22 protein-coding genes are annotated in these 20,807 nt (G+C 74.2%); 12 read left to right on the forward strand and 10 right to left on the reverse strand.

Annotation, left to right across the window (positions count from 1 at the left end; translation table 11 throughout):
• Nucleotides 1–17: 17 nt before the first annotated feature.
• The 8 genes from ACIQIB_RS30325 to ACIQIB_RS30360 form a co-directional block, all read right to left on the reverse strand.
• Nucleotides 18–860, reverse strand: coding sequence for a hypothetical protein (locus tag ACIQIB_RS30325; RefSeq protein ID WP_400761892.1), 843 nt, complete (start codon nucleotides 858–860; stop codon nucleotides 18–20).
• Nucleotides 857–1,774: an NAD(P)-dependent oxidoreductase gene (locus ACIQIB_RS30330; RefSeq protein ID WP_400761894.1), complete on the reverse strand. Its 918-nt coding sequence runs from the start codon at nucleotides 1,772–1,774 to the stop codon at nucleotides 857–859. Before ACIQIB_RS30330 ends, ACIQIB_RS30325 begins: the two co-directional genes overlap by 4 nt.
• Nucleotides 1,771–2,259 carry an NUDIX domain-containing protein gene (locus ACIQIB_RS30335; protein WP_400761896.1) on the reverse strand — a complete coding sequence of 163 codons (489 nt, stop codon included), beginning with the start codon at nucleotides 2,257–2,259 and terminating at the stop codon, nucleotides 1,771–1,773. Before ACIQIB_RS30335 ends, ACIQIB_RS30330 begins: the two co-directional genes overlap by 4 nt.
• A gap of 34 nt (nucleotides 2,260–2,293) precedes the next feature.
• The gene (locus tag ACIQIB_RS30340) at nucleotides 2,294–3,151 is read right to left on the reverse strand and encodes an isocitrate lyase/phosphoenolpyruvate mutase family protein (RefSeq protein ID WP_400761898.1); all 858 of its coding nucleotides are present in this window, start codon (nucleotides 3,149–3,151) and stop codon (nucleotides 2,294–2,296) included.
• Nucleotides 3,152–3,159: 8 nt separating this feature from the next.
• Nucleotides 3,160–3,828, reverse strand: a complete 669-nt coding sequence (locus ACIQIB_RS30345) for a dTMP kinase (RefSeq protein ID WP_400761900.1) — start codon at nucleotides 3,826–3,828, stop codon at nucleotides 3,160–3,162.
• A gap of 2 nt (nucleotides 3,829–3,830) precedes the next feature.
• The gene (locus tag ACIQIB_RS30350; protein ID WP_400761902.1) at nucleotides 3,831–4,610 is read right to left on the reverse strand and encodes a hypothetical protein; all 780 of its coding nucleotides are present in this window, start codon (nucleotides 4,608–4,610) and stop codon (nucleotides 3,831–3,833) included.
• Between the two features lie 66 nt (nucleotides 4,611–4,676).
• The gene (locus ACIQIB_RS30355; RefSeq protein ID WP_400761904.1) at nucleotides 4,677–4,838 is read right to left on the reverse strand and encodes a hypothetical protein; all 162 of its coding nucleotides are present in this window, start codon (nucleotides 4,836–4,838) and stop codon (nucleotides 4,677–4,679) included.
• Between the two features lie 255 nt (nucleotides 4,839–5,093).
• Complete coding sequence (locus ACIQIB_RS30360; protein ID WP_400761905.1) at nucleotides 5,094–5,357, reverse strand: hypothetical protein; 264 nt, start codon at nucleotides 5,355–5,357, stop codon at nucleotides 5,094–5,096.
• Between the two features lie 268 nt (nucleotides 5,358–5,625).
• Here ACIQIB_RS30360 and ACIQIB_RS30365 point away from each other — a divergent pair, with 268 nt between their 5' ends.
• Both ACIQIB_RS30365 and ACIQIB_RS30370 read left to right on the forward strand, forming a co-directional pair.
• Nucleotides 5,626–6,498 carry a helix-turn-helix domain-containing protein gene (locus tag ACIQIB_RS30365; protein ID WP_400761907.1) on the forward strand — a complete coding sequence of 291 codons (873 nt, stop codon included), beginning with the start codon at nucleotides 5,626–5,628 and terminating at the stop codon, nucleotides 6,496–6,498.
• A complete protein-coding gene (locus ACIQIB_RS30370) occupies nucleotides 6,495–6,722 on the forward strand; it encodes a DUF397 domain-containing protein (protein WP_363631244.1) in 228 nt (75 codons plus the stop codon). Before ACIQIB_RS30365 ends, ACIQIB_RS30370 begins: the two co-directional genes overlap by 4 nt.
• Nucleotides 6,723–7,746: 1,024 nt before the next feature.
• Here ACIQIB_RS30370 and ACIQIB_RS30375 read toward each other — a convergent pair.
• Together ACIQIB_RS30375 and ACIQIB_RS30380 are read right to left on the reverse strand one after the other, a co-directional pair.
• Nucleotides 7,747–8,226 carry an SAM-dependent methyltransferase gene (locus ACIQIB_RS30375; protein ID WP_400761910.1) on the reverse strand — a complete coding sequence of 160 codons (480 nt, stop codon included), beginning with the start codon at nucleotides 8,224–8,226 and terminating at the stop codon, nucleotides 7,747–7,749.
• Nucleotides 8,227–8,301: 75 nt separating this feature from the next.
• A complete protein-coding gene (locus ACIQIB_RS30380) occupies nucleotides 8,302–9,342 on the reverse strand; it encodes a Tat pathway signal protein (protein ID WP_400761912.1) in 1,041 nt (346 codons plus the stop codon).
• 570 nt (nucleotides 9,343–9,912) lie between these two features.
• Here ACIQIB_RS30380 and ACIQIB_RS30385 point away from each other — a divergent pair.
• The 10 genes from ACIQIB_RS30385 to ACIQIB_RS30430 all read left to right on the forward strand — a co-directional run bounded on the left by ACIQIB_RS30385 (nucleotide 9,913) and on the right by ACIQIB_RS30430 (nucleotide 20,798).
• The gene (locus ACIQIB_RS30385; RefSeq protein ID WP_400761914.1) at nucleotides 9,913–10,443 is read left to right on the forward strand and encodes a hypothetical protein; all 531 of its coding nucleotides are present in this window, start codon (nucleotides 9,913–9,915) and stop codon (nucleotides 10,441–10,443) included.
• Complete coding sequence (locus tag ACIQIB_RS30390; protein WP_400761916.1) at nucleotides 10,440–11,390, forward strand: ATP-binding protein; 951 nt, start codon at nucleotides 10,440–10,442, stop codon at nucleotides 11,388–11,390. The genes ACIQIB_RS30385 and ACIQIB_RS30390 overlap by 4 nt, the downstream gene beginning before the upstream one ends.
• A gap of 130 nt (nucleotides 11,391–11,520) precedes the next feature.
• Complete coding sequence (locus tag ACIQIB_RS30395) at nucleotides 11,521–12,456, forward strand: ATP-binding protein (RefSeq protein ID WP_400761918.1); 936 nt, start codon at nucleotides 11,521–11,523, stop codon at nucleotides 12,454–12,456.
• Nucleotides 12,457–12,731: 275 nt separating this feature from the next.
• Entirely contained in the window at nucleotides 12,732–12,971 is a 240-nt protein-coding gene (locus tag ACIQIB_RS30400) for a hypothetical protein (protein WP_400761920.1), read from the forward strand.
• Nucleotides 12,972–13,918: 947 nt separating this feature from the next.
• Nucleotides 13,919–14,143, forward strand: coding sequence for a DUF5999 family protein (locus tag ACIQIB_RS30405; RefSeq protein WP_400761941.1), 225 nt, complete (start codon nucleotides 13,919–13,921; stop codon nucleotides 14,141–14,143).
• 44 nt (nucleotides 14,144–14,187) lie between these two features.
• Nucleotides 14,188–15,048, forward strand: a complete 861-nt coding sequence (locus ACIQIB_RS30410) for an SAM-dependent methyltransferase (RefSeq protein ID WP_400761922.1) — start codon at nucleotides 14,188–14,190, stop codon at nucleotides 15,046–15,048.
• Between the two features lie 164 nt (nucleotides 15,049–15,212).
• Complete coding sequence (locus tag ACIQIB_RS30415; protein ID WP_400761924.1) at nucleotides 15,213–15,758, forward strand: hypothetical protein; 546 nt, start codon at nucleotides 15,213–15,215, stop codon at nucleotides 15,756–15,758.
• A complete protein-coding gene (locus tag ACIQIB_RS30420; protein ID WP_400761926.1) occupies nucleotides 15,755–17,863 on the forward strand; it encodes a tetratricopeptide repeat protein in 2,109 nt (702 codons plus the stop codon). The genes ACIQIB_RS30415 and ACIQIB_RS30420 overlap by 4 nt, the downstream gene beginning before the upstream one ends.
• Before the next feature lie 44 nt (nucleotides 17,864–17,907).
• A complete protein-coding gene (locus tag ACIQIB_RS30425) occupies nucleotides 17,908–18,864 on the forward strand; it encodes a hypothetical protein (RefSeq protein WP_400761928.1) in 957 nt (318 codons plus the stop codon).
• A complete protein-coding gene (locus tag ACIQIB_RS30430; protein WP_400761930.1) occupies nucleotides 18,861–20,798 on the forward strand; it encodes a hypothetical protein in 1,938 nt (645 codons plus the stop codon). Before ACIQIB_RS30425 ends, ACIQIB_RS30430 begins: the two co-directional genes overlap by 4 nt.
• Nucleotides 20,799–20,807 lie beyond the last annotated feature (9 nt).

Genomic DNA, 20,807 nt, shown 5'->3' on the forward strand with positions numbered 1-20,807 from the left:
GCGGGCTCGGGGCCCGGTCAGGAGTGAAGCGCCTGGTGCCACGCGGCCAGTTGGCCGGGGGTGAGGCGGATGGTGTCGTCGGCGAACTTCAGTCGCCAGCCGTCGCTGTAGCGCTGGGGCAGCCACCCGGCCTCCAGCCAGTCGTCCGGCACGTGGCCGTCCGGGGCGGCGGTTTCGGGCCACACCGCCAGCAGCGCGGCCAGCAGCCGGGCGCGGGCCTGGCGCAGGGCCTGGTGCACAGACGCCGCGGGCGGCGTCGGGGCCCCGGCGAGGACGGGGGTCCACTTGTCACCGAGGAGCGGGTGTCCGGCGGCGGTGTTCTCGGCCTGTTGAACAGCGAGGTGCAGTTGCCCAGTGACCAGATCCACGGCGTCACTCAGTCCGGCCTGGAACAGGCCGTCGAGGTCCTCGACCAGGCTGATCGCGTGCTGGACGCGGTCGGCCAGCGCCCACCGGCGGTAGACGTCCCGCTCGGCCTCGGACATCACCGGTTGTTCCCCGCCGTGCATGGCGTGGGCGGTCCGAAGCACAGTCAGCGCCGGAACTCGGCGCCTCACGGTGCGGAACAGGTCGACGTCGTCGCCCAGGATGTGGAAGCACCGCAGGTAGCCGCGCAGTTCGTCGGCCTCGGCCACGGCCTGGGCCTCCAGGTCTACGCGGATACCGTCGATGATGCGGGACTGCAGCACCGGCACCGGGCCCTCGGTGAACAGCACCCGCAGATCGACGTCGCTGCGGGCGTGGGCGATCCCGCAGGCCACGGGCCCCGTCATCCACACCGGCGAGTGCGGGTACTCCTCGGCGAGCTGCCCGGCGACCGTGCGGGCCGCCGCGAGTCGCTGTTCCACCCACGCGTTCACCGGGCCGCCTCCCCTCTCAGGAGGGCGCGGGCGGTCTGGGTGACCCAGGCGTCCAGGGCAGCCCGGATGTCCGCGCGCTGTGCCCCGATGTGCGGGGTGGCGAGCAGGTTCAGCGGGGTGGGGCCGGACTTGAACAGGTGCGCGTCGGCGGCCTCGATCGGATCGACGGCCAGGCCGGTCAGGCCGCCGTCAGCAAGTGCCTCCAGGCACGCGCTGGCGTCGATGGTGGCCAGGCGCCCGGCGACGACGAGCAGGGGCCGGCGCCCCGCCGCCGAGCGGAGGAAGCCCGTGCCGAACGCCCCGATGTTCTCTGCGGTGGCGGGCAGCGCGACGATGTGGGCGTCCGCCCAGCTGGGCAGTTCAGCCGCGGGCATCTGCCGCAGGCCGTCGGTGATGCTGGGCCGGGCGGCGAAGGCGACCTCCGCACCGAATCGCTCGGTCACGGCGGCTGCGGCCCGGCCGATGGGCCCGGCGCCCCAGACGGCCACGCGCATCGACACCACCGGCGTCCCCAGGCAGGCCGTCTTGAGGTGACAGCCGAGGGCCAGGCCGTGGGCGCCGAGCGGGATGCGTCGGGCCAGGGCCAACAGCGCCGCGAGGCACCACTCGACGACGGCCGGGGCCGATGCCTCGGGGTATCGGTACAGGCCGATCCCCCGCGCGGCCAGGACGGCGGTGTCGATGCCGTCGAGCCCGGAGCCCGCGCGGATGACGTGCCGCAGCTTCGGCATGGTAGCCAGCTGGCCCGCGCCGAGCCGGATACCGGAGCGGATGACGATCAGCTCCGCGCGGCGCACTGCGCCGCCGAGCTCGTCGAGGCCGGCGACCTCGTAGACGTCGTACCGGCTGAGGCAGCGGACCAGGGCGTTCGGGTCGCCCGCCCCCTTGGCGACGAGGACCGTGGGCGCCCTCATCGCGTCGTCTCCGTCTGGGCGCGGTCCACGAGGACGTCACGGGTGTCCGTGAGCGCGGCGAGGATCGCGGGGGCGACCTGCGGGATCAGGGTCACCGTGGTGAGCTCGGCCAGCGGCAGCCATGCGAAGCCGACCTGGATGGGATCGCGCGGGTCGGAGAACCGGGGCGTGGTGCGGCCGTCAGTGATCTCGGCGAGGAAGTTGTGCTGGGTCTTGTGCTGCGGGCCGAGGTCCTTGCCGAAGTGGCCGGGGACGTACTCCACGACGAACATCTCCCGCACGGTCCGCACGCTCAGCCCGCTCTCCTGGTGGACCTTGCGCACAACCGCCTCGCGCAGCGGCTCGCCCTCGATCGCCTTGCCGCCGGGAAGGTTGTAGTGGAAGCAGCCGCCGTCCGCGCTGTCGTCGTAGGACAGGAGCAGGATCCGGTCCTGGTGGATGATCGCGGCCTTCACCGACACGCTGATGCTGGGCAGGTCGCTCAAGGGTTCCTCCGTACTGGTTGTCGGAGCAGGGGTGTCACAGGCAGGCGCGGGCGTCGGGGTCGCCGACGCGCATGAGGTCCTGGACGTCGGCGAGCTGGCAGGCCTCGAAGATGCCCGTGGCGCGGAAGCCGGCGGCGGCTCTGTGCATCGCGGCCAGTGCGGCGCGGGTCAGCTGGTTGGCGTAGATCGCCAGGGCGAAGCCGGCCTCCCCGAGGAGGCGGCGGTCCAGGTGCGGGAAGGCGGTGGGGACGGTGACCAGCGGCACGCCGGACCAGCGGCGGCCCACCTCCAGCGCCTGGTTACCGGTGGTGTCCTTGGAGTGCAGGAGCACGGCGTCCGCTCCGGCCGCCTCGTAGGAGGCGGCGTGGGCCAGCGCGTCGTCCATGCCGCCGCCGCAGATCAGCGTCTCCGTGCGGGCGATCAATAGCAGGCCGGGGGCGGCGGCCTTGAGTTCCTTGATCTGCTCGCACACCGCCTCCGTCTCCGCCATCGCCTGGGCGCGGTGTTCGGAGAACGAGTTGCACTTGGGGTAGCGACTGTCCTCCAGACAGACGGCCGCCGCCCCGGCCGCCTGGAGGTCGAACCCGAACCTGGCGGCCGACGCCCCGGTACCGGCCGCGTTGTCGACGTCCACGATCACCGGCAGATCGGTGACGCGGCGAAGCGAGATGACGACATCGGCCAGGTCCCGGGAGCCGAGCAGGTTCTCGTCCGCCAGCCCGTAGGCAGCCGACACCTCCAGGCCCGACACCCACAGCGCGCCGAACCCGGCCTCGACGGCGACCCGCGCGGCCATGGCGTTGACCGCGCCGATCGCCTGCACGGGCCGCCGGGAGGCGCCAGCGTCACGCAGCGCGGCCCGCAGGCGGCCGGCCGCGGATATCTCAGACATGGCGGCGCTCACCGGATACTTCCTTCCAGGTCGGGGGTCAGGCCGCGCTCCAGCAGCGCGGTCCAGGCGTTCGCGAGCACGTCGGCCCGGGGCTGGTTGGCGTCGATCGTCACGGTCGGCCCGATCTTCGGGAACGCGGCCGGGCTGGCGGTGATCTCCTGGTAGGTGACGCGCACGGAGCTCTGCACGTGGTCCACATCCCAGTCGTCGCGCACCGAGTCCCCCGCACTGCGGGAGGCGGCACGCCGCATCGTGGTGCCGGTGGCAGCGTCCAGGATGAGCGTCAGGTCCGGCACCAGGTCGATCGCGTCGGCGAGCCCGACGTAGGTGTCCTGCGGGTCCTGGCCGTGCTTGACCTGGAAGAACGCGAGCTCCGACAGCAACCACCGGTCCGCGACCACCGGCCGCCGCGGCAGCGCCGGCGCGATCAGGCGCTCGACGGTGGCCTGTTTGTCGGCCCGCAGTGCCCGCAGGTAACGCTCGCGGTTGGCCTCGGCGGGCGCGTACTTGCCGTCCACCAGGTCCGCGGCCACCTCGGGGGCGAGGAAGTTCGTGGTGAGCACCGACAGCGGCGTCACCCCGTACAGGGTCTCGAACAGCCTGAACAGGCCCTTGCGCAGCGTGGTCTTGCCGCTGCCGTCCAGGCCCTCGATCACGACGAACGGATACTGGTCCATCCCTACTCCACCTGCCCCGCTCCGGTGCCCGACTGGTACTTGGTGAACTGGCCGCGCCACGGCACCGAGGTGGTCACCAGGTCGGTGAGGCGCATCCCGCCGATCTCGCCGAGCAGCTGCGGCAGCGACGCCTCCAGCACGACGACCTCGGCGACGGCCCGGCAGTACGCGGCGCGCAGAACCGCGCTGTCCTCGCCCCGGGACCGAAGCGCCGCCCGCAGAACGCGCGTCCCTGCGCCGAGGGCGACGGCCCGCACGGCGGACTGAAGCATCGCCAGGGAGGCGGTCCGGCCGCTCTCGTGGTGGATGACGGAGAGCACCCCCACCCACCAGACACTGGAACGGGTCGCGCCGTGCACGGCCGCTTCAAGGCTGCTGTCCAGATCCTCGGCCAGCATCCGGCCCACCTCGTCCACCGCGAGGGTCAGCGGACCGTCAGCGGTGCGGTCGTGGCCGAGCCGGTACGGCACGTCGATCCACGACGTGAGGCCGGCGGCGCGGATCAGCACGTCGTCGCACGGCACCACGAGGGCTGGCCTCGACACCAGGTCGATGGGGTCCAGCTCGGCGGGCAGCCCGAGCTGTTCGGGCGCGAGCGTCGCGGCCTGGCGCCACTGCTCCTGGTGCAGGTGCACCCGCTGCACGTGCAGTCCGTCGGCGAGCGCCTGCCAGCTGTCCCGGACGCTCGCGGGCCTCAGCACTCCGGGCGGGCTCATGGCGGGGGTGGATCCTTCCACGCGGTACTCCTTGATGGTCGAACCGAAGCGATGAATCGTAGTCACGCAGTGACGGACAGCAATGGAAGATGTCGTGGCCGGTTACCGGCCGGTTGACGTGGTGTCGGGCGGTCAGGAGACCGGAAGGTCGGCGTGCACGCTCTTGCCCCAGGGTTCGAGGGTGGTCCCCCACCGGCCGCCGGTGAGTTCGTGGACCAGGGCCAGGCCGCGGCGGCACTCCTGGTCCTCGCCGGCCGACAGCAGCACCGGCAGTTCCGGGGAGCCGTCCCGCACGCAGACTCGGACGAATCCCGGGGCTGGGCGCCGGACGGCCACCTGCATGAAGGTCAGGCAGCCGGTCTTGCAGGCGTTGGAGACCAGCTCGGTGACGATCAGCTCGGCCGGGTCGACCAGTGCGTCCAGGCCCCATTCCTTGAGCTTCCCCCGGACGAGCAGGCGTGCGGCCCGCGCCGACCGGGCGGTAGCGCAGGGATGCCGTGGCGGGGCGGGAAGGGAGAGCCGGCTCGGCTGGAGCGAGTTCGACGGCCGTCATACCAACCCCCGGTACCGCCTGAGCCGCCGTCCGCCCGCCAGCCGCCGCAGGACCGTCTCGCGGCGCAAGGCGCGCTCGAAGCCCTCGACGAAGACCTCGGTACCGTCCGGCCGTCGCCGCCAGGCGCCCCGAGAGGCACCGACGGGATACACCCGCTTCAGGAGTTCGTCCGGGTCAGCACGCGCCGGCCGCCCCGGCAGGCCCGCCGCGATGTCGGCCGGCACCCGGCGGCGAAGCTGGTCGTCAGCAGATCGGCGCACGAAGACCTCCGCAGTCCAATGGTGGAGGTGGCGGCCGTCGGCGTCTCGCGGGCCTCGACTGACCGTCTCTGATGCCCCGTCAATCAGGGCGTTCCACCAAGGTGGCGCGTCTACGCTGAATCTGCAACGGAATCGGCACTGAATCCCCCGACGAAGAGGAAATGACACATGCCAACGCAAGCGCATGGCCTGGCACCGCGCGCGCGTGACGTGCAACACTGCGCGGATCGATACGGACGGTAGACGCATGCACTCCGGAGGTGAGCACGTGGCAGCACGGCCGAGGCCGACAGCACGGCGGATCGAACTGGGGCACGAGCTTCGGGAACTGCGGCAGCAGGCCGGCATCACGCTGGAAGACGCTGTGAAGGGGCTGGCGTTCAGCTCGACGAAGCTCCAGCGTGTGGAGACCGGTTTTCAGGATCTTCGCAACGCCGGGGATCTACGCAAGCTCCTCGCCCGGTACGGCGTCGACGACGAGGATGAGACCGAGCGTCTGGTGGATCTCCAGCGCACCGCTTCGCGCCAGGACTGGTGGACGCCATACACGGTGGCGACGATGGCGCCCTCGATGCCCCGCTTCCTCGGCGTCGAGTCCGCGGCCCAGTCCGTCCGCGCCTACCACCCCACGTGCGTGCTCGGATTGCTGCAGACCGAGCGGTACGCGAAGGCTCTGCACGAGATCGCCAAGCCGATCGAGGAGTCCACGTCGGAGTTCATACAGAAGAGCGTGGCCCTGCGGATGAAGCGCAAGGAGCGGGTGGTGGCCCCCGACGATCCTGTCAAGCTGTGGGCGATCCAGTACGAGCCGGCGCTACGGTACGTGGCTGGGGACGTGGACATCATGCGCGAGCAGTACGAGGAGATCGCCCGGATCGCAGCGCTCGACAACGTGACCGTGCAGATCCTTCCGCAGTCGGTTCGCGGCTACCTGTCGCTCTCTGATTTCACGCTCCTGGACCTCGGCGACAAGCTGCCCAAGACGGTCCAGCTGGACACGGGGGCCGGCATGTCCCTCACGGACAAGTCCCGCGAAGTCGGCCGGTTCACTCGGATGTTCGAGGCGCTGTCCCGCTCGGCCCTCCCCGCTGAGGCGACACCGGAGTTCCTGAAACAACTCACCCGAGAGATCACCTCATGACCCACCACATCACTGCCCCCGAACTCACCGGCGCGGCCCACTGGTTCAAGTCGTCCTACAGTGGAGGATCCGGCAACAACTGCGTCGAGGTCGCCGACCTGACCGGCACTCGCTTCGAAGCGGTGGCCATCCGCGACTCAAAGGACCCCGCCGGGCCGGCCCTGCTCGTCACACCGGAGGCATTCGCAGGTCTCGTGGCGTTCGCCCGCAGCTCCCGCGCCTGAGTCAGCGAGGTGCCGTCTCCCCCCGCCCAAGCGGGGAGAGACAGCACTTCCCCGCGCGGTGGTCACGAGAACGCCGCCATCGACGACCTGCGGCGGCAACTGGCGTCCGTCGGCGCACCACGCCGCTGGCTGCGCCGCGTCCTGCCGCCCGCCGAACCGACCCCGCCCGGGCCCGTCCTGGCAGAGCGCCTCGCCGCGTGCACCGGCGAGGACCTCCCCGGGACGGCCCGCGCGGCTGCCGCGCACCACGTCACCGCGTTTCCCAGGGTTTCCCACGCCCAGATGCGGTTGGAGCGTGAGATCTCGCTGGGCCTGGGTCGACTCAGTACCCACCGGTCTTCCCCTCATAAAGTCCGTGATCCGTTCGCAGTCACCACTGCGGTCGGTCACCATCACAACGACACCGCGCTCGTAACGGGCGATGCCAACCGCGGCAGGTCCGCCGCCGTGTCCCTCCGCGTTCGCAACCAGCTCTGCGACCACCAAGGCCACGTCGTCGGCAAGGCCGGACATGGACCAGGCGAGGAGAACCACGGCCAGGCGCCGCGACACCGCCGCCGGCCTCTCCTCATCGGCCAGCCGCAACAGCATGTCGGCACGGGCCAACCCGAGGTCACAGCGTCCAACCAGGGAAGTGATCAGGAGTGGCATCTTCGCCTCCTCGCACGGCCGACGCGGGACACGCCGTCTTCCAGACCTCCACCGTGCCACCCCGCGGCCTGGTGATGCCGCAGCGCCCGGGCCACGGTTGATTCATCCCCCGAGGCCGCCAATGGCTGCGCTTCGACCTTTCCGACCCTGGATGAGTTCTCGATGGCACTGCAGCTCCATGTAACGCGGATGCGTCACCGCCGCGACACGCTGGCCGCGCCACGCCTCACCCCGAGTCGTGCCCATGCCGAACGGCCACAACAGCCTGGCCATGGGCCGTTCCGGGGCGCGTGTGCGATCCGAACATGCTGGCGCGGCGGTTGCTGCTGGTGTCCCTACGTGCCACCGCGTGACCGTCGGCATCGCCCGCCCCTCAGAGAGGGCGCTGGTCAGCGTCCCTCCAGTAGTGGGTAAGCATCTCCGCCGGCCAGGCAGGCTGGGTGATCTTTCCACGCGGGCCCATCTCACGGAAAACCGGCGCGATGTCGATCACTGGGGTGCCGTTCACGGCGTCGAGGTCCGTGACGTGGATGTCCCGCCCGGCCACGTGCAGCAGGCGAGGGTAGGAGACGGCGAGCTGGGCGGGCCGGCGGTGGTTGCGGTGCGCGAAAGCGCCGCTCTCGGGCCAGCGGGGGTTTCCGCGCGGGCTGCGGGCATGCAGTTGCACGTCCTCCGGCGAGGCCAGGTGGAAGTGCCACAGGACCTGGAGGTGCGAGAACTCGTCGAGGCCCTGGAGCGTGTCGAGGGGGAAGCGTCCGTCGAGCCGGATGATCGACTCGACTCCGCCCTGGTAGTCGTCGGCGACCTCGTGGTGGCCTCCGACCACCACGGCGACAGGCTCGATCGTGAGCATGCGTTTCTCCTCCCCTGTCCGCAGGGTCCCGTGGCCGTTCGGTGGCCGGTCCTGCGGACGCTCGTCGCGGTGCGGTCAGCCTATGGCCTGGAGGACTTCGCGGGCGCGGGCGTCCAGCTGGGTGGCGGCACTGCCGCCCCGGCTGCGGACGGGGGACAGGGCGCTGCGCATCTGCTGGACGATGTCGCGGGTCCGGCCGGACTGGATGCCGTCCATCGCGTCGAGTGCGGTGTGCCAGGTGGAGCACGCTTCGTCGATGTGGCCGCGCTGGGCCTGGACGGCACCGAGGTATCCGAGGGTCACGGCGTGCGTGCGGGCGGAGGCCCGCTGCCGGGTTCGGACGCTGTACCTCATCTCCTCCTCCGCGCCGCGCAGGTCCCCCAGGGCCCGCAGGGTCAGGGCCGTCTCGTGTGCCAGGCTGGCCTCGGCGAAGAAGGCGACCCGCGCCGGCTCCCTGTCCTTGCCGCTGTCGGCGGCGGAGAGGTCGTGCTCGGCGCGGTGCAGTGCCGCCATGGCGTCCGGCTTGCGCCCGGTGGCGGCAAGTGCGCGGGCGTGGACGACTCCCAGCAGCGCGCGTTCCCGGGGGCTCGCGGCTGTGTACCGGGGGTTGTCGACGGAGGCGTCGGCGAACCGCAGGGCGGCCCGGGGGTGGCCGAGGTCGAGCGCCTGGTGGGCCTGGGCGCGGAGGATGTGACCGGCGAGCGCGGGGTCGTCCGCCTCGGCGGCCAGTGCCAGCGCCAAGCCGAAGCTCTGCTGGGCGCCGCCCTGGTCGCCGCCGTCGAACGCCATCCAGCCGTCGAGGTAGGTGAGTTGGCCGGCGGCGGCCAGCAGGTCGGTGCGCACTCGCTCGCTCGTAGGGCGGCCGGTGAGGTAGGCGGCGACGTCGGTGCCCAGGTAGGCCCGCAGGGAGGTGCGGCCAGCCCGTCCGCCCAGCCGCTGGTCCTGGCGGGAGTAGAACTCCGCAGCGTCGCGGAGGGCTTCCACGTGCGCCTCGGAGACCGTCAGGGCGACGACGGGAGCCCGGTTGCGGGCGTGGTCGCGGCGGACGCCCCACCAGGCCGGGCCGGGAACGGTGGCGGCGAGGACGGAGAAGAGGAGCGGTCGGCGACCGAGCATGTCATCCCTGAAGTTCGCGAGTGCAGACACGGGGTCGCTGTCCCACGTGGTCGTGTCCCGGCCGTGATCGGTGAGACCGATCTCGGCTGGACTGACCGGGCGTCCCAGTCCGCGGGACAGCGCCTCGCACAAGATAGCGGGCGCCCGGCCGCTCGGCCTCGATCCGCGGAGCCACTGCGCGATGTGGGACCGCGTCACCGAAAGAAGCTCGTTGGCCCCCGCTTCGGCTGCCGTCCGGCGCACCTGGGCCGCGAGTCGGTCCTGGGACCAGCCCAGTTCCCGGATCACGGCCTCCAGTTGCGTGTTGCGGACCGGCGCCACCGTGTGCTCCCTGCGCTCGAAACGATCTTTAACGGCGTTAACGGCATCCGCACCGTCTCGGGCATTCACACCGGGCGTGACAGGCGGTTCGCTCACTGTCATGAAGATATGGCCTGGCCGGGCCTTGCGGAGCCCGTTTCTCCCGAGTCCGCCTCCATCCCGGGACTCGCGCCCTTGCGCGTGCGGACGAGCTCTGACTGTCCGTCCGGCCACCGCTTTCCCGTAGACGACTGTCCTGGAGTGACAACGATGACCGATTCGAGCCGGCGGGTGGTGCCGCACTACGGGCGCACCACTGCGGGCGTCCCCGGGCGGGGCCGTCCGGCCTGTGGCACCGGCGGCCGAGTTTCGATCCCCCCGGCATCCGACGGGCGGGTCGCCGACATGGACGTGATCGGCGAGGCGCCGGAGGCGACGCTCGGCGCTCTGATCGCCGCTCAGGTGCAGCGGGCCGCCCGGCGGATCGCGGAGGCTGAGGCCGCAGTCGTCGACGGCGTCGGGCACATGAGGGGGGAGAAAGCCGCTACCGAGTACGAGGGCGCGGCCGTGATGCTGCTGGAGATCGTGAGTGTGCACGGCTGGCCAGGCGCCGCGCTGGTGGGCGAGGAGGCCGCTGAGGCCGCGGTGCTGATCGCGTCGCGGGCACGCGCCGGGCAGCGTGGCCGGCTGACCCCGGCACTGGCGCGGGCCGTGCACCTCGGGGCGGTACCCGCCTGGCACCTCCAACGACTGGGGGCCGTTGCCGCAAGCGGCAACGCCGAGGCGAGGGCGGCGGCGTGATCACCAAATCCGTTCTGCCCCGGCTGCGCCGTCGGCACGGGACCGCCGAGGCGGTGGTGCCGGCGCACCGGCCGGACGAGGTCAGGGCCGCCGAGCGGTCGATCGAGGAGTTCGTGCGCACCGGCCTGCCGCTCGTGGTGCGGGCCGCCGAGAACGCCGGGGCACTCCCGTCGCCGGACGAACGGGGCCTGCGGCCCGGCACCGATCCGGCAATCAGTCAGCTGACCGCCGCGCTGAACCGCGTCCGCACCACAGCGGCCCTGGACGTGCTGTACGCCGTGCGGCCAATGCTCGATCTGCTGGCCGGGCAACTGCCCTCCGGGGCGGGAGCCGGACGGCTGCTGCTCCTGGCGCCGCAGGCCGCGGTGATGCTGCGACTCGCGGTGCGGGCCGCGGTCCTGGCCGGCGGGGGCTGGCCAGGCCTGCACAGCGAGACCGAACCCCTCGGCGGCCTCGCGCGCGCCGCTCTGGCCGGTGTGGACGGCGGTGACCGGGTCGAGATCGTCGTCCACCTGGAGCGCACGGTCGCTGCCCGGGCGGTGGAACCGCTGCTGGCCGCGCTGGCCGAGCTCGCGGACAACGCGCTGCGGGCCTCGGACGGCACGCGGGTCGTGATGGTGGCCGGGCCGCCGGCGGGCGGGGTGCTGCCGGTGACCGTCACCGACACCGGCACGGGCATGGACGCCGCCGCCCTCGCCCGCACGCAAGCCCTCCTTCGACACCGCCGAGGCGTCTACACCGCCTCGTCCGGCTCCCCGGCCGACGGTCTGGGACTGCGGCTGGTCGCGGCCGCCGCGGACAGCGCCGGTCTGGTGGCCACCGTCGACTCGGCCACCGGCCGGGGCACCACCGCGCAACTCCTGATCCCCGCCCATCTGCTGACCGACCCGGACGACCCCGCCGCGTACGCCGACCCGCACCCCCACGACCGAAGGACCACGCCGTGACCGTCAACACCACGACCGCGCGAACGCTGCTCCTCCACACCAACCGGCCGAAGCCCGGCCCCGCCCGCGCCGACGGACCCAGCCGGCACCGATCCGCCCTCACGCCCTCGGCCACGAACGAGGTGCGGTAATGGCGGTCTTCTCCCGAACGGGCCGTCACCGGGGTGCCGCCGCTGACGTCGTGGCCGTCGTCTGCCAGGAAGCGCACAACGCCGCGCTCAACGACTTCGTCGCCACCTGGCTCCCGCACCTGCTTCGCGCTGCCGAACTCGGCATGCCGCCGCGCGTCGATCAGGCTCCGTCCGTCGTCCGGCGGGCCGCGGCCATGGTCCTCGCGTCCGCCGGGCGGGTCCGGGGGCAGATCTCCCAGGACGCGGCGACCGCGGTCCGCCCTGTCCTCGCCCAGCTCGGCCGGCAGGGCAGTGAACTGAGCGCGGCCCAGCAGCAGATCACGGACGCGGCGTCGCTGGCCTGCCTCTACCAGGTCGACCTCGCCAACGCCCTGGCGTCGCGCTTCGCGGTGCGGCTGGCCGTCCTGACCGGCGGGATCTGGCCCGCACCGCGGCGACAGCCCGCGCAGTTCGCCGAGGTCGGCCAGGCCGCGACGAGCCGGGTGGCGGACTTCGAACGGGTGCAGGTACTGGCAACCGCGGACCTCACTGTGGTGCCCTGGGCGATCGAACCCCTCGCCGCCGCAGTGGCGGAGCTCTTGGACAATGCCCTGCTGTGCGGCGGCCCGCAGGCGCAGGTCGTCCTGGCCAGCTCGACGGAACCGGGCGGTGGCGGTGCCACGTGGCTGACCGTCACGGACAACGGCGGCCCCGGCATGGACGACAGGACCCTCCCGGCCGTACGGCAGGTCCTGGAGAGCGGTGGCCGAGCCCCGGCCGGGACACGGTGGCCCGGCCTCGGGCTGCGGCTGGTGGCAGCGGCCGCCCGGTACCTGGACCTGAAGGTCACCGTCACCAGCGTCCCCGGGCAAACCGTCGCGAGCGTGCTGCTGCCCCCGGCCCTCCTCGTCCCGCCACCCGCCACCGTCAGCCACGCCCTGCGCCAGTTCCAGTGACTCCGTCGGCCGGAGGCCGGACCGGACTGCCCGCCTGCCGGCCATCCCAGCGATCCACGAGGACGATCCGATGACCTCCCCCAGCACCACCGCCGGCGTTCCCGCGCCCGCCGGAACTGGCGCCGCTCGGCCGCTCGGCCCGTTCCTGACGATGCTGTCCCCGTCATCCGTGTGCGGCGACCGGACCCGTATCCCGGCCGAGCGCGACTGCACGGGGCCCGGCGAGCTGAGCGCGGCCGCCGCCCGGGCCGGCGGCGCTGGGACGCGGACCGCAGGTGCTGCTCGAGACGGTGCTGCCGGGGGCGACAACCGGCGAGGCGAAGGTCTTCATCGAGAGCAAGCTCTACCCGGCCCTCGTGGCGGCGGCCGGCGGGTGGCGGGCCTACGCGCTGCATGCGCACGGCTTGCTGCTGCTGGCCGTGGTCCCGGATCGGCCCGGCGCCGGCACCGCCCCGCGCCTGCACCTTGTCGGTCCCGCCGCCACCTGGGTCCCCGAAGCGAGGGGAGCCGCGTGACGACACCCCAGTCCAATCGCCGGTCACGCGATGTCCGGGCCGCCGCGCCCACGGGACAGCTGGCGACGCGGACCAGGCCCACGACAGCCGCCGAGAACAGGTGCTCGGGGCGCAGCCGGTCGGCGGCCGGCCCGCGCTCACGGCGTGCTCCCCTCGTGCTCAGCCGTGTTCTCCCGGGCCGTGCCCTGGAGCCGGGTCGGCATTCGCCCGTCTCCTCGCGACGCCGCTCGCGGGACGAAGTCAGGGGAGCCCTGATCGGGGTGCTCCTGCTGGCTGCCATGGCGGGCTTGACGGCGGCCGCTGTGCTCGTGATCGCGGCCCGGACGGGGTCCTGGCCTGCCGCGCTGCTCATCGCGGTGCTGATCGTCGCGGGCGTCGGCGCCGGGGCGGCGGGCACCGCCCGGCTGCCGGCCACCTCGCCCTGGCCGGACCCGTCGCCGGGCAGCCGACCCCGGGACCGCGGCACCACCGGCATCCTTCGGCCCTCGGCGGCCCCGACGTCCCGCCCCACGCCCATCATCCGATCCGTCTTCTCTGGAGGTTCGATGTCGCACCTCGACCCCACTACGAGTCCCGCCGACCACGCTTCGACGGTGCCGCCGTTCGTCTTCGCCCTTCTGGCCGGCGGTGGCCAGGGCGAGGCTGCTGCCCAGGCGGGCGCCGACCGCGTCACGGTCTACGAGGACGGGTCCCGGGTGTCCCTCCACCCGCCGGGCCACGACGGCCCGGAGAGTCTGGTGGCCGCCGCGCTGCCGCAGGGTACGGCGGCGACCGGGCCCCTGAGTGTCGACGGCGTACTGCTGTCGGCCCAGGTAGGGGCCGACGGGACCTGGACTGCCCGCGCGGTCCAGCACCGGGGGTGGGCTGTGGTGACGCTGACGCCCGCTGGCGGCCACGAGGTTCCCCAGGTGACGCTGACCACCGACAGCGGTGCCCCTGTCGCCGACCTGAACCGCGACCGCGCCGCGGGCTGCAGGCACCGACCCGCGTGCCCCGGCGCCGAGGCGGCCGACTTCCAGGCGGCCGTCGCTGTGAACGGCCATCCCGAGCAGGGGTGGAGTCTGTTGTGCAACGGTGTCGTCCTCTTCTCGGACACTGGGGCGGCGATGTCCGACGGTCGCGTCGTCGCACCGCAGGACCGCCGCACCGATATCTGCGAGCGTGCCGCGTGAGCGGGCCGGCTCTGACGCGCCCCGGCGCCGCGCATCGTACCTGCGTGCCGCGGGCCCTCGGGATCATTCGCGTCGACCGGCCCACCGGCGTCGGCGCGCCGTGGGACAACCCATGGCCCGCCGAGTCCACGAGGTACCCGGTGCGCCTGGACACCGCCGCCTCCGCCCGCCTGGCCGGCCATGTGCTCGGCGGCAAGGACCACTTCGCGTCCGACCGGGCCGTGGCGGCCCTACTCGCCGAGGCTGACCCCGCCTGGGCGGCCGACGCGAGCGCGGCCCGCCTCGCCGTCCTCGTCCTGGCCGCCCGCCTCGCCGGCGACGGCGTCGGCCAGTTCCTGGATCTGGGCTGCGGCCTGACCACGGGCCAGGCCGACAGCGCGCTCGCACCACTGCACAGCGCTGTCTTCCCTCACACCCCCGCGGCCCGGATCGTCTACGCGGACCGGGACCCGATGGTGCTGGTCCACGCTCGTGCCCTCCTCCGCACCCCGGCGGCTCCCGGCCGCCTTCAGCACCTGCACGTCGACCTCACCAGGGCCTACCGGACGCTGGCGGTACTCCGCGGCCCGCGCGGAGCGGGCTTCGACTGGAGCCTGCCAGTCGCGGTGGTCCTCTCCGACGTCTGCCACGAGCTGACGGCCGGCCAGGTGACGCGACTGCTCGCGGTGCTGCACCGGACCCTGCCGCCGGGAAGCGCCGTCCTCGTCAGCCACCGCACCCCCGCCGACGACGACGCGCGGCGCGCCGCCGTGGCGGCCGCGCACGCCGGCGCCGGCCTGCCGTGGCACCCGCGCACGCCCGCGCAGCTCGCCGACCTGGCGCGGCCCTGGACCAGCACCCGGTCCGCGGCAGCAGGGGCCGGAATCGCCGTGGCCGTGCTGACGGTCGGGAAGGCGGACCGGTGATCGCCGCCAGGCCGCCTGCCGCTGCCGGGCGCCCGCTCGTCGGCACGGGCGCCCTATCGGGAGCACCGGTTCCGCGGATCACACGCTGGAGCAGCGAGGTACTCCAGCGCCTGCGGCCCGTACGCGCCGCCGACGGCACGGTGCGCCTGGGCTACCGGAGGGAGATGCCCGTCGACCATGTGGCCGGCGCCCTGGTCCTGCGCTGCACGGGAATGCCGGGGCGGGGCGAGCCGCTGTGGCGCCGGGCGCACCCGGGCCGCCAAGCCGAGCTGATGCTCGCTCTGGCGTGCCGGGTGTGCGGGAAGCCGGCCGACCGGAGCAGCGAGGGCGTGCTGTGGCTGCTCCCGCTGCCCAGGATGCGCAGCGGGCGGCACCGGCGGGTGGCGCCCGGCTGGCCTGAGGGCGCGCGGGTCGAGCATCCGCCGGTGTGCGCGGAGCACGCCCTCGCGTCACCGGGCCTGTGCCCGGCGTTGGGCGGCGCCGTGCTCGTACGGGCCTCCATGACGGCGCTGTGGGGTGTCGCGGGCTGGCGGCTGCTCCCCGGTACGGAGCCGGTGCACGGCTGTTTCGCCTTCGGAGATGCGCGGGCGCTGCGCTGGGTGGCGGCAACCCACCTGCTGCGCACGCTCACCGGATGCACGGTTCTCACCCTTGAGGATCTGCGGGCCGGCCTCACCGGCCGCTCCGCGGTTTCGGGGGCGGCGCGGTGATCACCAACACGATCGGTGGCCGTGCACATGTGGCCGGGCCGGTATTCCAGGCCGACAGCATCCACGGCGGTATTCACGTCCACCAGGGCGCCGGCGAGCTGTGGGTCCGCCCCGAGCAGCTTCCGCGCACGGCGCCGGTGTTCGTGGACCGGGACGCCGAGCGGCGGACGGTGGCTGAGACACTGGACGCGGGCCGGGTGGTGGTGCTGGTCGGTCCCGACGGGGTCGGTCGGACGGCCCTGGCGGCGCGGGTGTTGCGCGAGAGCGACGAGCCGGGCGGGTACCTGGCCGCCGACCTTCGGCCGGCCGCTGGACTGCGGCTGGCGGCACTGGACGTCCTCGGAGGCTTTCTGCGCGCGCTCGGCGCGCCCTTGGTCCCCTCGCGGCTCGACGAGGCGCTGGGCCTGTGGCGGTCTCTCACGGCGGCCCGCCGCCCGGCGGTGCTGCTCACCGGGGCTCAGGACGAGACTCTGGTGGGCGACCTCCTGCCAGCGGCCGGCTGCCGGACGGTGGTAACCGCCCCGACGCCCCTGGCCTGCCTGGTGCCGCACGGTGCCGTACACCTGGACGTGGGCCCGCTGCCCGCGGGCGAAGCGGCCGACCTGCTCGCCGCGCTCGCCGCCCGTGACCTCGGCCGCGGCGACCGGACGGACCTGCTACGGCTGGTGGAGGCGTGCGCGGGCCTGCCGCTCGCGATCGGGCTGGCAGCAGCCCAGCTCCAACTCGACCCGGACCTGACACCCGCCGCCCTCGCCGACACCGTGACCGCACCGGCCACCAGCCGCCGGCCCCGTCCCTTCGAAACCGTCGTGAACCGCGCCCTCGACCAGGCCTACAGCCGTCTCGACGACACCCTCGCCGGCACGTACCGCGCTCTCGGGGCGCTGCCGCCCGTTCCGGTGGACGCCGCCCTGCTCGCCGCCGCCACCGGCACCGGCGTCCCCGCCGCGGCCGCGCACCTGGCCGCCCTCACACGCCACCGCCTCCTCACGCACGCGGACGAAGGCCCCGGCGGACCGCGCTACCGGCTCACCGGCCCCGGCCACGACCACGCCGCCCACCTCGCGACCACGGCGCTCGACGGAGCCGAGACCACGGCCTCCACCGTGCTGCGCACGGTGCGGTGGTGGGTGACCACCGCCGAGGAGACCGGTGCTCTCGCCAGCGCCCGCCGCCCGCTCCTGCGACCCGAACCCGGCCCCGCAAGTTCGGCCTTCACCGGGCCCGCCGACGCCTGGGCTTGGATGGACACCCAGGACCCGCTGGTGCGCCCGCTCGTCGACGCCGCCGCCCGCGCCGGGCACCACACGCTGGTGTGGCGAGCCGCAATCGCCCTGTGGCCGCTCGTCCTGCGCCGCAGGGACTACCCGCTCTGGCTGTGGCTGTACGGTCTCGCCCTCGACGCGGTACGCCAGGACGTCGACGCGCCGCCCGCCGCACTGCGCCAGACCCTCAACTCGCTGGCGATCGGCCTCAGGGCCGTCGGCCAGCACGACGAGGCCCTCAGCCTGCTGCACGAGGCGCTCGCCAGCGCGGACAGCGACCCGGACCCCGGCGCGGCCCTGTCCCGGTCGCAGCACCTGCACGACATCGGCGCGACCCTCCACGACGCCGGCCGCGCCACCCACGCCCTGGGCCCGCTCGAGAAGGCGCTGCGGCTGCGTCAGGCCCTCGGCTACCGGCGGGGCGTGGCCCTCACCAGGATCGTCCTGGCAGGTGTCCACGCCGACCTCGGCGCGATCCGGACCGCCCTAGCGCTGCTGCGCCAAACCCGCACCGCGCTGGCCGGCGAGCCGCTGGAGGCCATGCGCGCGCTCGCCTGGACCGGCCACGTCCTCACCCGCGCCGGACATCCGCTGCTCGCCGGCCAGGTCCTGCGCTACGCCCAAGCTGACGCCGAGCTGCTGGACAGCCCCCTGTGGAGTGCCCGGTTGCTGGAATGGCGCGGTCTGGCGGCGCAGGCCGACGACCGGACGGCCACCGCGCGACGGCTGCTGGAGGTCTCGCTCCACGCCTACACCGCGGCCGCCTCCGGCTCCGACATCCGGCAGCTGACCGGCCACCTGGAGCGTCTCAACCGGCCGCCGCCGCCCGTGCCGCGCTGACCTGTCTCCCCGATCCCGTCCTCGCTGTGCTCCTGGAGAACCTCGTGTCCCGCTCGTTCCCCGCACCGACCGGCCTCCCGGCCGCCGGCGTGCCGTCGCCCGGCACGGACGGCCTGGCGCCCGATCCCGGCACCGGTGTGCCGCTCGCCGAGCGGGCTCGCATCGTGGCCGAGGCCACCGGGCTGCCGGTGGCCGTCCTCGACCACGCCGCGGTGCCGCCGAGGATCGACGCCGACAGCGAGCCGGTGGACGGCCGGATGCGCTTCGCCGGCGTCACCGCCCACTACGACGGTGGCCTGTCCGTCTCGGTGCGCGCCCACCGTTCCCGCCCGGAAACTGCCGACGAGCCGGCCGGGGAACGACCGGCGGCCGCCGACCTGTTCGCCGACGGGACCCTGGTCGTGAACGGGGTGACGTACCTCGCGGTGGGATGCCGTGCCCTGCCCCGCGGGCCCGTGAAGGGGTGGACGGCGTGCGCGGCCAGCTGGCTGGTGACCGTGCGCGGCGCCGCAAACCGCACCGGCGTGCGACTCCTGCACGCCGACACGGCGGCGCCCGGGCGCGGGCACCCCGTCCCCCACCGGCCGGAGCAGGCCGCCGCCCTGGCGGTGCCGCTCCTCGACGACGAGGCCACACCCCGCATCTCCCACGTCACCGGCCCGGCGACCGGGTGGCGCAGCACGTACCCCGACGGCACAGGCCTGCTGCTAACGGAGGGGCTGCCGGTGGAGGAAGCCGCGCGCCTGGCCCTCGGCGACGGGCCCATCACCGTCGGGCCGGTGACCTTCGTCCAGGTCGACGGCCACACGCTCGCGGCGCAGCTGCGCAGCTCCGACCGCGAGAGCGCGCGGGTGGCCGACCTGGAGGACGCCAGTGGCCCGCGCACGCTCGTAGTAGTCACCCCCGGCCGGTCTCACGGCCCGATTCCCCGGATCGTGCTGACAGAACCTCCCGGCGGCGACGAGCGCGCAGCCGGGCCCGGCGCCGAGGACGTTCGGTGAGGGCCCCGCGCAGCGCGCCGCCCTGCGGCGCTTCCTCGGTGGCGCTGGCCCGCCTGCTGGCCGGCCCGCTGACGCCGGAGGGCATCGCCGACGCCCTGGACTGGCCCGACGCCCAAGTGCGCAGGTCCACCGCGATCCTCCACCAGGCCACGGGCGCGCGCAGCCGGGCCGAACTGGTCGCCGACTACGCCTGGGCCGGACACCTGGCCCCGCAGCACCTCGGCGCCCGCGACCTCACCGCCGTGCAGGCCCTGCCCGCCGAGACGCGGCTGCTGCTGCGGCTGACCGCCGCCGGGATGGACGACCGGGCAGCGGGTGGGGAGATCGGCGCAACCGCGGAGACCGTGCGCCGGCGCCGCGAGGCGCTGCGCGAGGCCCTGGGGGTGAACAGCGACCACCAGGCGGTGGGACTCGGCTGCCTGGCCGACATCGTGCGCCGCTCCGACATGCCCGGACGCCGTCCCCTGCGCGCGGTCGTACCGGTCCCGGAGCACCTGCGCGCCCCGGCGGCCCGCGCCTGGCAGCAACTGGCCGCCGACGGGCGGGCGCTGGCGGTGGTCCCGCGCCGCGAGCAGGCCCGCCTGGCCGCCGCGGCCGCCGCCCTCGTCGGCGGGCGCCACCGGGTGCTCGTCCTCACGATGCCGGGCGAGTACTGGGAGCACGACCTCGCCGCGATCGCCGACGCCCACCGCAACGTCGGGCAGGTCCTCGCCGTGCTGGACCGGTCCGAGGCCGCCCGGCTGCCACTGGTGCCCGGCGTTGCGGCCGCCGCCAGCCCGCGCGCGGTGCGCGCCACAGCCGGTGCGACCCTGCCCGCCGTCTTCGTCACCACCCCCAACGGCCTGCCCGTCCTCGACCGGCTCCACCGTGACGGATGGCCACCGCCCCTCGACCTGGCGATCGCCCTGGACGCCCACCTGCCCGCCATCGGCGAGCGGATCGGCCGCCCCGACGACGGCCCGCCGCCCGCCGCGGTGCTGCGCCTGACTTCCACCCCCCGGTTCACCGCCGCCGGCCGCGCCTACCGCGGCGGCTGCGAGCTAGGAACCACGGGCCCGCTGGCGGCGGCCCTGCCGCTGCGCCAGGCCGTGGAGGCAGGCCTGATGCGCGGCTACCGGCTCGCGGCCGTGTCCACGACCCGTTCGGCCTGTCACATGGGCCCGGCCCGGCTGGTCGCGGACCTGATCGCCGTTCACAGTCTGCGGCGCGTGATCGTGCGCAGTGCGGGCCCGACCGCGTCCCTGCGCCTGGCCGAGGCCCTGGGCACGGTGGGGCTGGCCGCCGAGGCCCTGCCCGCGCGGGACCGGGCCCGGGCCCTGGCGCGCTTCACCGGGCCGGGTGCGGAGACATGGGTGCTGGTCTGTGACGGGCAGCTGCCGCCGGGGCTGGGCCCCGACGCCCTAGTCCACACCGGCGCGACGGCGCCGACCGCGCACACGGCGGCCGCCGTTGAGGCCGCGCTCACGTCCGGCGCGCCTGGCGAGGGCCCGCTGCTGGTGGTCTCCGCCGACCGGGCCGAGGACAGCGGCTGGCCCGTCCTGGCCGCCCTCACCGCGGCGCTGGCCGCTCTCGACCCGCACCTGGCCGCGGACCTTGCCGAGGCCCGCGCCGGGCGGGCCGGACATGCGGGTCTGGAGTTCGCCCTGCCGCTGCCCGTCGGCGCCGATGGGCAGCGGGCCCGGCAGGTGTGCGCGTGGGCGGACACCACCTGGGACGAGGAGCTGAGCACCACCGCGGCCCGGGCGATCGCCGACGACCTGCCCCGGTGCCGTGTCACCTCGCCTTCCGGACGCCCGCTCGCCACATGGACGCCGGCCGTCCCCTCCACTCCCGCCCGCCGCGCGCCGACGGTGACACCGCCCGCGAGCACCCGTACCCGCCCAGCCGCACGCCCCGCCGTGCCCGTGAGCCCCACCTGGTCCCGCCCCGCATGAACGGAGTCC

The organism is Kitasatospora sp. NPDC092286 (assembly GCF_044755565.1).
In the GTDB taxonomy this organism is placed as follows: Bacteria; Actinomycetota; Actinomycetes; order Streptomycetales; family Streptomycetaceae; genus Kitasatospora.